At 68.5% G+C, this 12,467-nt stretch carries 12 protein-coding genes; 5 read left to right on the top strand and 7 right to left on the bottom strand.

The window, feature by feature from the left end:
* Positions 1-61 precede the first annotated feature (61 nt).
* The 3 genes from Q0L11_RS21475 to Q0L11_RS21465 are packed head-to-tail and all read left to right on the top strand — an operon-like array spanning position 62 to position 3,462.
* Positions 62-1,471 carry a circularly permuted type 2 ATP-grasp protein gene (locus Q0L11_RS21475; protein ID WP_296600075.1) on the top strand — a complete coding sequence of 470 codons (1,410 nt, stop codon included), beginning with the start codon at positions 62-64 and terminating at the stop codon, positions 1,469-1,471.
* 34 nt (positions 1,472-1,505) lie between these two features.
* Positions 1,506-2,453 (top strand): alpha-E domain-containing protein, encoded by a 948-nt coding sequence (locus tag Q0L11_RS21470; RefSeq protein ID WP_296599987.1) that lies wholly within the window; start codon positions 1,506-1,508, stop codon positions 2,451-2,453.
* Positions 2,454-2,466: 13 nt separating this feature from the next.
* The gene (locus Q0L11_RS21465) at positions 2,467-3,462 is read left to right on the top strand and encodes a transglutaminase family protein (protein ID WP_296599986.1); all 996 of its coding nucleotides are present in this window, start codon (positions 2,467-2,469) and stop codon (positions 3,460-3,462) included.
* A 132-nt stretch (positions 3,463-3,594) separates the two neighbouring features.
* On the opposite strand, the gene Q0L11_RS21460 is transcribed toward Q0L11_RS21465, so the two are convergent.
* The 6 genes from Q0L11_RS21460 to pstS (Q0L11_RS21435) all read right to left on the bottom strand — a co-directional run bounded on the left by Q0L11_RS21460 (position 3,595) and on the right by pstS (Q0L11_RS21435) (position 9,425).
* A complete protein-coding gene (locus Q0L11_RS21460; RefSeq protein WP_296599985.1) occupies positions 3,595-4,779 on the bottom strand; it encodes an FAD-dependent oxidoreductase in 1,185 nt (394 codons plus the stop codon).
* Positions 4,780-5,042: 263 nt separating this feature from the next.
* Positions 5,043-5,711, bottom strand: a complete 669-nt coding sequence (gene phoU / locus Q0L11_RS21455) for a phosphate signaling complex protein PhoU (RefSeq protein WP_296599984.1) — start codon at positions 5,709-5,711, stop codon at positions 5,043-5,045.
* A gap of 9 nt (positions 5,712-5,720) precedes the next feature.
* Entirely contained in the window at positions 5,721-6,530 is an 810-nt protein-coding gene (pstB, locus tag Q0L11_RS21450) for a phosphate ABC transporter ATP-binding protein PstB (RefSeq protein WP_296599983.1), read from the bottom strand.
* Positions 6,527-7,378, bottom strand: coding sequence for a phosphate ABC transporter permease PstA (gene pstA / locus Q0L11_RS21445; RefSeq protein WP_296599982.1), 852 nt, complete (start codon positions 7,376-7,378; stop codon positions 6,527-6,529). Before pstA ends, pstB begins: the two co-directional genes overlap by 4 nt.
* Complete coding sequence (gene pstC, locus Q0L11_RS21440; protein WP_296599980.1) at positions 7,375-8,349, bottom strand: phosphate ABC transporter permease subunit PstC; 975 nt, start codon at positions 8,347-8,349, stop codon at positions 7,375-7,377. The genes pstA and pstC overlap by 4 nt, the downstream gene beginning before the upstream one ends.
* Positions 8,346-9,425 carry a phosphate ABC transporter substrate-binding protein PstS gene (pstS, locus tag Q0L11_RS21435; RefSeq protein WP_296599978.1) on the bottom strand — a complete coding sequence of 360 codons (1,080 nt, stop codon included), beginning with the start codon at positions 9,423-9,425 and terminating at the stop codon, positions 8,346-8,348. The genes pstC and pstS (Q0L11_RS21435) overlap by 4 nt, the downstream gene beginning before the upstream one ends.
* A gap of 179 nt (positions 9,426-9,604) precedes the next feature.
* Between pstS (Q0L11_RS21435) and Q0L11_RS21430 the strand changes: the two genes are divergently transcribed.
* Both Q0L11_RS21430 and Q0L11_RS21425 read left to right on the top strand, forming a co-directional pair.
* Positions 9,605-10,246: a DUF47 domain-containing protein gene (locus tag Q0L11_RS21430; protein ID WP_296599977.1), complete on the top strand. Its 642-nt coding sequence runs from the start codon at positions 9,605-9,607 to the stop codon at positions 10,244-10,246.
* Between the two features lie 6 nt (positions 10,247-10,252).
* A complete protein-coding gene (locus Q0L11_RS21425; protein WP_296599976.1) occupies positions 10,253-11,269 on the top strand; it encodes an inorganic phosphate transporter in 1,017 nt (338 codons plus the stop codon).
* A gap of 64 nt (positions 11,270-11,333) precedes the next feature.
* Here the strand turns inward: Q0L11_RS21425 and pstS (Q0L11_RS21420) are convergent, their stop codons facing one another.
* Positions 11,334-12,368: a phosphate ABC transporter substrate-binding protein PstS gene (gene pstS, locus Q0L11_RS21420; RefSeq protein WP_296599975.1), complete on the bottom strand. Its 1,035-nt coding sequence runs from the start codon at positions 12,366-12,368 to the stop codon at positions 11,334-11,336.
* Between the last annotated feature and the right edge of the window lie 99 nt (positions 12,369-12,467).

Genomic DNA, 12,467 nt, shown 5'->3' with positions numbered 1-12,467 from the left:
CGTCAGGCGGGACGAACCGGCCCCGGACGTGGAGACCCCGGCAGCGGGCCCCTACGACGAAATGCTCACGCCGGACGACAAGGTCCGGCCCCACTACGCCGCGCTCGATGCGCGCCTGTCGACACTGACGGCCGACGAGCTGGCCGAGCGGCAGCGGACGCAGGAGCGGTTCTTCCTGCTCCAGGGCATCACGTTCACGGTCTACGGGGCCGAGAGCTCGACCGAGCGGATCATTCCCACCGACATCCTGCCCCGCATCATTCCGGCGACGGAGTGGGCGCGTGTCGAGGCCGGCCTGACCCAGCGCCTGCAGGCGCTGAACATGTTCCTGGCCGACATCTACTCCGAACAGCAGATCCTGATGGACGGGGTCGTGCCGCGCGAGCTGGTGCTCAAGGCCCCCTCGTTCCGGCGGGAGATGCAGAACCTCTACGTGCCGCACAAGGCCTACGCCAACGTCTGCGGCTCGGACCTCATCCGCCAGCCGAACGGTGAGTTCGCGGTGCTGGAGGACAACCTGCGCGTCCCGTCCGGCGTCTCGTACATGCTGGCCAACCGCGAGGCGTCGAAGCGGGTGTTCCCCGGCACGTTCCGGGGCGCGGGCGTGCGTTCGATCGACCGCTATCCCGACCTGCTGCTGGCCACGCTGAAGAGCATGGCGGCGGACTGGCGGCCCAACCCGCAGGTCGTGGTGCTGACGCCGGGGGTCTACAATTCCGCCTACTACGAGCACGCTTATCTCGCGCGCCTGATGGGCGTACCGCTGGTCGAGGGCCGCGACCTCGTGGTGCACGACAACATGGTCTACATGCGCACCACCACGGGGCTGCGCCGGATCGACGTCATCTACCGGCGGGTGGACGACGACTTCATCGACCCCCTCACCTTCCGCCGGGACTCCGCGCTTGGCGCGGCGGGCCTGTTCAACGCCTACCGCGCCGGCAACGTGGTGATCTGCAATGCCCCAGGAACGGGGGTCGCCGACGACAAGGCGGTCTACGCCTATGTCCCCGACATCATCCGCTACTACCTGGGCGAGGACGCGATCCTCCCCAACATCGAAACCTACCTCTGCCGCGAGCCCGCACAGCTCAGCCATGTGCTGGCAAATCTCGACAAGCTGGTGGTCAAGGCCGTGGGCGCCTCCGGGGGCTACGGCATGCTGGTCGGGCCGCATTCCACCAAGGCCCAGCAGGCGGAGTTCGCCGACGCCTTGCGCGCCGACCCGTCGAACTACATCGCCCAGCCCACGATCCAACTTTCAACCGCACCCTGCCTGATCGACCACCAGGTCGACCCGCGGCACGTGGACCTGCGGCCGTTCATCCTGTCGGGCGACAAGATCGTGGTGACGCCCGGGGCGCTGACCCGCGTGGCGCTGAAGAAGGGCTCGCTGGTCGTGAACTCCAGCCAGGGCGGCGGATCCAAGGACACCTGGGTGCTCGCCGACGGCAAGGGAGACAAGGCGTGACGCCCGCCAGGAACCACTGGGAAGGATTCCGAGCATGATGCTCGCGCGGGTGGCCGACAGCCTCTACTGGATCGGACGCTACGTTGAGCGCGCCGAGCACATGTGCCGGCTGTCGGACGTTATGCTCAACGCCACCCTCGACCGCTCCGAGGCGGCGACCCAGGTGGCGCGGATCGCCCTCACCGCCGTGGGCGATCCCGACGTCGCCAAGGCCAAGACTCCCTACGACGCCGCGCTCGCCCTCGCGCTGGACAAGGACGACGACGGTTCGATCCTGTCCTCGATCTCCCGCGCCCGGGAGAACGCGCGGCAGGTGCGCGACCAGATCACCACCGAGACGTGGGAGCGCCTGAACCTCATCTACCTGCGGATGATCGACGCCGACGCGGTGCGCGCGTTCAACGAGAGTTCGCAGGCTTTCCTGCACGATACCATCGCCGACCTGCACCTGTTCAAGGGCGCAGGCGACGCCACAATGAGCCACGGCGAGGGCTGGAGCTTCCTCCTGTTGGGCGTCTACCTGGAGCGGGCGCAACTGATCGCCTCGCTGCTGGAGGTGGTGTTCGGCGAGGGTCGCCGGCGGCGGCCGATCGGCGACCACTTCGCCCTGACCAGCGTGCTGCGCATGGGCTGCGCCCTGGAGCCCTACCTGCGCGCCTACACCGCCGAGATGCAGCCCCGGCTGATCCTGCAGTTCCTGATGTTGGACGAGGACTTTCCGCGCTCGATCAGGTTCTGCGCCCAGGAGATCGAGGCGCACCTCTCGGCGATCATCCGCCACGCAGGCCTCGCCGGCAGCGTCGGACCGGACCGGCTGGCCGGGCGTCTGCGCGCTCGGATGCAGTACGCCGACATGGACGAGATCGACGCCCAGGGCGCCAGCGCGTTCCTGAAGACCGTGCTGGACGAGTGCTCGGCGATCCACCGCAGCCTCTACGACACCTTCGTCGCCTACCCCCTCGAAGACCGCCTGCCGGCGTAAAGGACCTCTTCCCGTGCTGCTCGAGATCCGCCACGTCACCCAGTACCGCTACGCCGCCCCCGTCCGTGAAAGCGTGATGGAGGTGTGGATGCAGCCCCAGAAGAGCGCGCGGCAGCGCTTGGTGAGCTTCGACCTGGACCTGGATCCGCCCGCCCAGGTGTTCAGCTACGCCGATAGCTTCGGGAACGCCGTCTATCATTTCGACGTGCCGCAGCCGCACGACCGGCTGACGATCACGGCCCGGTCGGCGGTCGAGACCCAGGCCGCGCCGCCGCTTCCCGAGCAACTCGACCGCGGCGAATGGGACCGGCTGAAGTCCGAGTTCCTTCGGGGTGAGAACTTCGATTACCTGAACCCGCATGGCTTCGCCCGCGAGACCGACGCGCTGCATGGCTTCATGGCCGAGCACCAGATCGACCAGCTACGCCTGCGCGATCCGCTCAGCGCCGTGCGCCAGCTCAACGAGCTGCTCTATGGCGCCTTCGGCTACGAGGCCGGCGTCACGCGCGCCGACAGCCCCATCGACGACGTGCTGAGGGCGCGCAAGGGCGTCTGCCAGGACTTCGCCCACGTGATGATCGCCATCTGCCGCTCCTGGGGAATCCCGGCGCGCTACGTCTCGGGCTACCTCTTCACCGACCGCAAGCACGGCGACCGCTCGGATCCGGACGCGACCCACGCCTGGGTTGAGGTGTTCCTGCCCAGCCTGCGATGGATCGGCCTGGATCCCACCAACAACACGCCGGCCACCGAACGTCACGTGGCCTGCGCGGTAGGCCGCGACTATTCCGACGTGCCTCCATCGCGGGGTGTCTACAAGGGCGAGTCCGACAGCCAGCTCGCCGTCGGCGTGTCGGTGCGCAAGGCGCGCGCCGCTCTGAGCGATCCGGAATTCCTGCGGGTCTCGGGCGGCTCCAAGGCGAGCATACCGGCCGGTCGCCGCGCTACCGGCAACGCCGCCTACCAGCATCAGCAGCGGCTGCACCAGATGCAGCAGCAACAGCAGTAAGCCCGCTCTCCGGAAGGACGCTGCGGCGGGAGAGCGCTCTTGCGAAGACGCTCGGGCCCACCGTCCGGAACGGGGCCGAGGATCGGCGCACCGATGGGTCGTCGTAGCCCGCCGCAGCGCCCTTGATATAGGTCAGGTCCGCGGCCTTGCCGAGCCCGCCGCGAACAGCGGCGCGATGGTGGCGACCGCCGCCTCCGCCTCGGCCCGGTCCGGCTCTTCGTTCGCGTCGTTGTAGCCGTAGGACTCGTCCGGGCCTGAATACTGCACCGCGATCCCGTCGTGCCGGGAGATCACGCCGACGCCGCGATAGTAGAGGCCGTAGGTGACCTCGGCCTGCGGGATCAGCCAGCCGATCTGGCCGCGTACGGGTACAACGCTCTCATCCCTGAACAACGCGCGCGCGCCATAACCTGTGCAGTTGAGGATCACCTTCTGCCGCAGCGTGGCGAGTTCAGCGGGCGCATGGAACTCGGCCATCTCGAGCTTGCCGCCGTTCAGGAGGAAGTCGTTGAGCAGGGTGTGGCCGTACCCGGCGATGTTGAACATCGGCGTGCTGCCGCGGCGCACGCGGGCCACCGGGAAAGGATGCTGTCCCGCAGGGATTACCTCGGACGGCGGCGTGATGTCCGCGATCCTGGGCAAGTAGTGCGCGAAGTCCATGGGTTCGGGCTGCGGCGGTGAAGGCTGGGCGCTGTCCGACAGGCGGTATTGGTCCAGCCATTCCACCGGTCGGTCCGCCAGCCCCAGATACTGCAGGTGTATGCGGAACGAGCGCCGGGCCATCTCCTCCCACTGGGCTGCAAAGCCCGGTCCCGTGGCGCTGGTCAAGGCGATGCGGCTGTCCGGCGACCAGACCCCGGTGGCGCGCGCGGAGCGGGCGTCCGGCAGGCGGTCCTTGGCGTAGATGGTGACGCGGCAACCGGCGCGCTGCGCCAGGGTGGCGGCCGTCAGGCCCAACGCTCCGCAGCCGACGACGGCGATGTCCGTCTCGCCGCCAGCCAGGGCGATCTTCAGCGCCTTCAGCGCCGAGCCCCAGGATAGCGACCAGCCGCTGCCGCCGTGGCCGTAGTTGTGGACCACCAGCTTGTCGCCCACCGTCTCGGCCTCGATCCGCGGCCCCGCCGCGCGGAACGGGCGCAGGCAGACGGTGATGTTCATGATGCGATCGGACCGCGCCCAGATCGGCGCCAGGGGCGGCGGGGCGGCGAAGGCAGGCCGCTGAAGCTGCGCCCCCCGCCCCGTCGTGGCGCAGCCGCCGAGCATGCCCAGGCTGCCCAGCGCCACCGACCGCTGCAGCAACGCGCGACGGTCCGCCAAATGTACGAGCTTCGAATCCATCCGCGCGCCCTCCCTGCCCGGCGGACCTTCGGGGAGCCCACCCGTTCGAGGCAAGGCCAAACCCTCCGCTCGTAGTCGTCGGGCTTGTCCCGGCTATCCAGCAGCACGGACGCCTGGCGATTGGGCGCATACGGGGCCCCGACGCGCCTTCCGCAATCCGCAGGCTGTCCGGACGGCCGGGACAAGCCCGGCCATGACGAGCGGGGAGTTGCCCCCCCGGACGCGCCCAGGGCGACGACGGCCTAGAGTTTCGGACGGTCCGCCAGATCCTGTCCGGTGATCTGATAGTGGACGAGCTCGGCGATGTTCGTGGCGTGGTCGCCGATGCGCTCGAGGTTCTTGGCGATGAAGAGCAGGTGGATCGAGTCCCCCACGGTGTCGGCCTGGGCCGCCATCCCCGCCACGATCTCCCGCACCACGCCCTCGTGCCGCTCGTCGATCTCGGTGTCCTTGAGCCAGACGGTGTAGGCGGCCTGGGCGTCATCCTCCCGATAGGCGTTCACCACGGCCGCGAGCCGCTCGGCCGCCATCCGGCCCAGTTCGGCGATCAGGGCCGAGTGACCCTCCGACGGGGCGGCGTCCAGGCGCGGCACGCGCTTGGCGATGTTCTTCGCGAGGTCGCCCGAACGTTCGAGTTGCATGGCGATCTTCATCGCCGCGATAGGCCGGCGCAGGTCGTCGGCCATGGGCTGGCGCAGCGCGATGAACCGCACGGCCTTCCGTTCGATCTCGGCGTCTTGGATATCCACCGCATTGTCGGCCCGCACCACCTTCTCGGCGGCCGGCAGGTCATAGCGGACGAGCACGTCGACCGACGCGCGGAGTTGCGCCACCGCCAGGTCGCCGAGGGCCGCCACGTCGTGCGTCAGGGCGCCCAGGTCGTCGTCCACCGCCTTGAGGGTATGGTCCACGGTGTCCTCCTAGCCGAAGCGGCCGGTGATGTAGTCACGCGCCCGGGTGGTTACCGGGTTCGTGAAGAGTTGCTCGGTCTCGCCGAACTCCACCAGCTTGCCCAGGTACATGAAGCCGGTGTGGTCCGAGAGGCGCGCCGCCTGGCCCATGTTGTGGGTCACGATCACGATCGTGTAGTCGCGCTTCAGCTCCGAGATCGTCTCCTCCAGACGCGCCGTTGAGATCGGGTCGAGGGCGGAGGCTGGTTCGTCGAGCAGCAGGACCTCGGGCTTCACCGCGATGCCGCGGGCGACGCACAGGCGCTGCTGCTGGCCGCCGGACAGGCTGAGCCCCGACTCCTTGAGCTTGTCCTTCACCTCGTCCCACAGGGCCGCGCGGCGCAAGCTGTCCTCGACGCGATTGGCGAGGTCGGCCTTGCCGAGCTTCTCGTAGAGCCGCACGCCGTAGGCGACGTTGTCGAAGATCGACATCGGGAAGGGGGTCGGCTTCTGGAAGACCATGCCGATCCGAGCGCGCAGCGCGGCGACGTTGACCCGCGGGCCCAGCATGTCCTCGCCGTCGAGCAGCACCTGACCCGTGGCGCGCTGGCCCGGATAGAGGTTGTAGATGCGGTTCAGTGTGCGCAGGAGCGTGGACTTGCCGCACCCCGAGGGGCCGATCAGCGCCGTCACGGCGTTGGCCGCGAATGACACGCTGACGTCGAACAGCGACTGCTTCTGCCCGTAGAAGAAGTTCAGGTCCTTGATCTGAAGCTTCACGATCTCGGGCGGCAGTTCGAGGACGGCCGTCTCCTGGGGCATTTCGACTTGGACGTTCATGAGCGGCGAGGCTCCCGGGCGAGGATGCGGGCGACGACGGTCACCGTCAGGACGGTCGCGGCGATGAGCAGCGCGCCGGCCCAGGCCAGGCGGCGCCAGTCGTCGTAGGCCGACAGGGCGAAGTTGAAGATCACGACCGGCAGGTTGGCCGTGGGCTTGGTGAGGTCGAAGCTGAGGAACTGGTTGTTCAGGGCGGTGAACAGCAGCGGCGCGGTCTCACCGCTGATGCGCGCGAAGGCGAGCAGCGCGCCGGTCAGCATGCCGCCGCGGGCCGACTTCCAGATCACAGCCAGGATGGTCCGCCAAACGGGCGCGCCCAGGGCGACGCTGGCTTCGCGCAAGGCCGTGGGCTGCAGCCGAAGGACGTCCTCGGTCGTGCGCGTGATGACGGGCGCGGCCAGCAGGCCGAGCGCAACCGAACCGGCGAGGCCCGAAAAGCCCTTCACCGGCGCGACGAGCACCTCGTAGACGAAGAGGCCGACCAGGATCGACGGCGCCGACAGGAGCACGTCGTTCAGGAAGCGGACCACCTTTCCGTAATGGCTGTCCCGCGCATACTCCGACAGCCACGTGCCCGCGAGCACGCCGACGAGCACCGCGCCGACCATCGCCACCACGCACATCATCAGCGAACCCACGATGGCGTTGAGCAGGCCGCCCACCGATCCGGGCGCCGGGGTGCTCTTGGTGAAGATGTCGAGGTCCAGGCCCCCGATGCCCTGGCTGAGCAGCGACCAGAGGATGGCGGCCAGGAAGAGGAGCGCCACCGCCGTCGCCGTCCAGCAGAAGGCGAGGAAGACCAGTTCGTTGATGCGGCGGGCCAGCCGCGGCGCGGGCGACGTGCTCATGTGTGTTGTTGCCGTCCGATGAGCAGCCGGGCGAGCGCCAGGACCGCGAAGGTGATGACGAAGAGCACCAGGCCGAGCGCGATAAGCGACGCGGCGTGGAGTTCCTCGGTCGCTTCGGCGAACTCGTTGGCGATCGTCGAGGCGATCGTCGACCCGGACGCGAAGATCGAGGTCGGGAAGCCGTGCGCATTGCCGATGATGAAGGTGACGGCCATCGTCTCGCCGAGCGCGCGGCCCAGGCCCAGCATCACCGCGCCGATGGCGCCGGTGCGGATGTAGGGCAGGCTCACCTTGCGCACGACCTCGAAGGTCGTGGAGCCCAGGCCGTAGGCGCTCTCGCGCACCTGGGCCGGGATGGTGAGCAGCAGCTCGCGCATCGTGGCGGCGATGAACGGCAGGATCATGATCGCCAGGATGATCGAGGCCGAAAGGATGCCGGCGCCGTTCGGCACGCCGGTGGTGATCGTTTCCCAGAGGGTGCCCGGCCTGGCCGACATCATGATCGGCATCTGCACGTGCTTAGCGAACCACGGGGCGAACACGAACAGGCCCCACATGCCGTAGACGATGGACGGGATACCCGCGAGCAGCTCGACAGCCGTGCCGATCGGCCGACGCAGGATCGGCGGGCACAGCTCGACCAGGAAGATGGCGATGCCCAGCGACAGCGGCAGGGCCAGGACCAGCGCCAGAGTGGCGCTTACCAGCGTGCCGGTGACGGCGCCCGCTGCCCCGTAGATCTCCTGCACCGGATCCCATTCGGCGCTGACGAAGAAGTTCAACCCAAACGTCTGGAACGCCGGCCAGCCGCCGATGACGAGCGACACGACGATGCCGCCCAGCGCCGTCAGCAGGAAGGTCGCCGCCGAGAAGCAGAGGATCTCGAAGCCGCGGTCGAAGGCGGCGCCGAAGGCCGACCGCGGCGGCGCGGGCGCCGCGGCGGCCGGCGCCGTGTCGGCCGTGACGGTCATTGCGCGGCCGGGACGAAGACCGGCTTGCCGTCCGGGCCCACGATGGTCGCCCAGCTCGCCCGCACCTTGGCCTTGAGGTCCGCCGGGAGCGGCACATAGGCCAGTTCGCTGGCGGCGGCGTCGCCCGTCGAATAGGCGCGATCGAAGAAGGCGAGGACCGCCTTGCCCGTGGCCGCGTCGGCTTGGGCCTTGTGCATCAGGATGAAGGTGGCGCCGGTGATCGGCCAGGCGCCCTCGCCCGGCTGGTTGATCAGCAGCGTCCCGAAGCCCGGAGCCTTGCTCCAGTCGGCGCCGGCGGCCGCGGCCGAGAAGCTATCCGCGGTCGGATCGACGAACTTGCCGGCGGCGTTCTGCAGCGAGGCGTGCGGCAGCCCGTTCTGCTTGGCGTAGGCGTATTCGACATAGCCGATCGCGCCCGGGGTCTGCTTCACGTACCCCGAGACGCCGTCGTTGCCCTTGCCGCCCTGGCCGGTCGGCCATTTCACGGCGTCGCTGGCGCCCACCGACGCCCACTGCGGCGCGACCGCCGTCAGGTAGCTGGTGAAGAGGAAGCTGGTGCCCGAGCCGTCCGAACGGTGCACGACGGTGATCGGCAGGTTCGGCAGCTTCACGCCAGCATTGAGCGCCGCGATCGCCGGCTCGTTCCACTTCTTGACCTTACCGAGGAAGATGTCGGCCAGGAGCGGACCGGTCAGCTTGAGCTGGCCGGGCTGGATGTCGGGCAGGTTCACGATCGGCACCACGCCGCCGATCACGGTCGGGAACTGGGCTAGGCCGTCGGCGTCGAGCTCTTCGCCCTTGAGGGGCTTGTCGCTGGCGCCGAAGGCGACCGTCTTGGCCTTGATCTGCTTTATGCCGCCGCCCGAGCCGATGGCCTGATAGTTCAGCGCCACGCCCGTCTCGGCCTTCTGGGCCTCGGCCCACTTGGCGTACAGCGGCGCGGGGAACGACGCGCCCGCGCCCGAGATCTGGGCGCCCGCGGCGGCCGGCGCCGCCTCGCCCTTCTTGTCCGTCTTCTGGCCGCAGGCCGACAGCGCCAGGCACGCGACCAGGCTCAGGATGATTTTCCGACGCACGCGACGACACCTCCGCTCTCGGGCGATCCTGAAGCTCGCTCTACGCGGGGCGCATGACAGTTTGGCGACACTTTGCTGAAGCTTTTGCGACGTCGACACGACAGTTCGATGACGGCCGATGCGGATCGCGCTATGGGACCGCCGCGCACCCGACGCGCCGCCATCCATAGAGGTCGAATGTGAACTGGTTCCAGGCCCTCATGCCCAAGGAGCGCGGGTTCTTCGACCTGTTCGAACGGCACGCTGCGACACTTTGCGCCGGCGCGCAATCGCTCCACAAGCTGCTCGAGGGTGGGCCGACCACGCCCGAGCACTGCGCCGCCGTCGCCAAGCATGAGAACGACGCCGACGACATCACCCGCGAGGTGATGCTGCTGGTCCGACGCACGTTCATCACACCCTTCGACCGGGCCGACATCATCGACCTGACCACCTCGATGGACGACGCCATCGACCAGATGCACAAGACGGCCAAGGTCACGGCGCTGTTCGAGCAGCGGACCTTCCAGCCGGACATGCTGCGTCTGGGCGAAGTGATCGTAAAGACCGCCGACCTGACGGCGCAGGCGGTGCCCCTGCTCCGCTCGATGAAGGCCAACGCCGCACGCCTCAACAGCATCACCGAGCAGGTGACCCGGCTTGAGGAAGAGTCCGACCAACTCTACGACGCGGGGATCGCGGCGCTCTATCGCAATGTCGGCAAGACCGATCCCATGGCTTACATCGTCGGGGCCGAGATCTACGATCATCTCGAGAAGGTGGTCGACCGCTTCGAGGACGTGGCCAACCGGATCAGCGGCGTGCTGATCGAGCACCTCTAGGCCGCCATGGACCTCGCAGGCGTGAGCTGGCTGCTCATCTTCCTGATCTTCGTCGCGCTGGCGTTCGACTTCCTGAACGGTCTGCACGACGCGGCGAATTCGATCGCCACCATCGTATCGACCCGCGTCCTGTCGCCGCGGTGGGCGGTGCTATGGGCGGCCTTCTTCAACTTCATCGCCTTCCTGTTCTTCGGCCTGCACGTGGCCAACACGGTGGGCAAGGGGATCATCAGCGCCGACATCATCTCGGACGCGGTGATCTTCGGCGCCCTGGGCGGCGCCATCAGTTGGAACGTGATTACCTGGCTGGCCGGCATCCCGTCCTCCTCGTCGCACGCCCTCATCGGCGGGCTGCTGGGCGCGGGCATCACCAAGGCCGGGTTCGAGGGGGTTGTCTGGTCGGGCGTCTGGAAGACCGTGGCCGGCATCGTGGTCTCGCCGACACTTGGCTTCGTGCTGGCGCTGGTCCTGGTGCTGATCGTGTCGTGGACGTTCGTGAAGGCGACGCCCGCCTTCGCCGACTCCACGTTCCGCAAGCTGCAGTTCGTCTCGGCGGCGCTGTTCTCGCTGGGCCACGGCGGTAACGACGCCCAGAAGACGATGGGCATCATCGCCGTGCTGCTGTTCGCCCACGGCCAACTCGGCGCCGAGTTTCACGTCCCGTTCTGGGTGGTGCTGAGCTGCCAGGCGGCCCTGGGGCTAGGCACGCTGTTCGGCGGCTGGCGGATCGTGCACACCATGGGCTCGAAGATCACGCGCCTGTCGCCGCAGCAGGGCTTCTGCGCCGAGACCGGCGGGGCGATCACGATCTTCCTGGCCACCCATATCGGCGTGCCGATCTCGACGACCCACACCATCACCGGGGCCATCGTCGGCGTCGGGGCCTCGCGGCGGATCTCCGCGGTGCGCTGGAACATCGCGAGCCGCATCGTCTGGGCCTGGGTCATCACCCTGCCCGCCTCGGGCCTGATCGCGGCGGCGTTCTACGGCCTGGCGCGGCTGGCGGACCGGTCGTTAGGGTAGTTCCGAAACGCACATGGCCGGCGGTGAGGCCGGCCATGACGTCTCCGGTCCGTGTCGGACAGACCTACTTGTAGACCGGCTTGCCGTCCGGGCCGACGACCTTGGCCCACGACTTGCGGACCATGTCCTTCACAGCGGCCGGCATCGGCAAGTAGTCGAGCTGGGTCGCCGCGGCGTCGCCGTTTTTGTAGCACCAGTCGAAGAAGGCCAGGACCTCCTTGCCCTTCGAGGCGTCCTCCTGCTTGGTCTTCACCAGGATGAAGGTGGCGCCCGTGATGGGCCAGGCTTCGCCGCCCGGCTGGTCGAGCAGCAGCAGGTAGAAGCCCGGGGCGGCCTTCCAGTTGGCGTTGGCGGCGGCGGCGCTGAAGTTCGCGGCGGCCGGCGCCACGTACTTGCCGGCCTTGTTCTGGAGGAGCGTGTAGGTCAGGCCGTTTTGCTTGGCGTAGGCGTATTCCACATAGCCGATCGCGCCGGGCGTCTGTTTGACGTAGGCGGCGACGCCGTCGTTGCCCTTGCCGCCCAGGCCCACCGGCCACTTCACCGCGTCGTTCGCACCGACTTCCGAGGCCCAACGCGGAGCCTTCATCGCGAGGTAGCTGGTGAAGAGGAAGGTGGTGCCCGATCCGTCCGAACGGTGCACCACGGTGATCGGCAGGTTCGGAAGCTGGACACCCGGGTTGTACTTCGCGATCAGCGGGTCGTTCCACTTCTTCAGGACGCCGCGGAAGATGTCGGCCGTCAGGGCGCCGGTCAGCTTGACCTGGCCCGACTTGATCCCGGGCAGGTTCACCACCGGCACCACCCCCCCGATGACGGTCGGGAACATGGAGAACCCGCCGGTGGCGAGATCGTCGGGCTTCAGCGGCTTGTCGGTGGCGCCGAAGTCGACCGTGCCCGCGGTGATTTGGCGGATGCCGCCGCCCGACCCGATGGCCTGGTAGTTCAGGCGGTTGCCCGTCTGAGCGCGGTAGGTTTCGGCCCACTTCGCGTAGACGGGAGCCGGGAACGTCGCCCCCGCGCCCGAGATGTCGGCGGCCTGCGCGCCGAAGCCGGCCAGGGAGGCCGCCGCCACGATGGCGGTGAGATAGCGTTTGAACATTGGGAGACCCCTCGTCGACACGGCGCCGGCGGGCGCCTGTTCGAGGCCGGTTTAGGCAGGCCGCGCGAAGATGAGGTGACGCTGCGATGTCAGTTACAT

This window comes from Phenylobacterium sp., from assembly GCF_024508875.1.
Lineage (GTDB): Bacteria > Pseudomonadota > Alphaproteobacteria > Caulobacterales > Caulobacteraceae > Phenylobacterium.
Note: the sequence above shows the minus strand (reverse complement) of the source record. Positions and strands in the feature narration are given on the sequence as shown.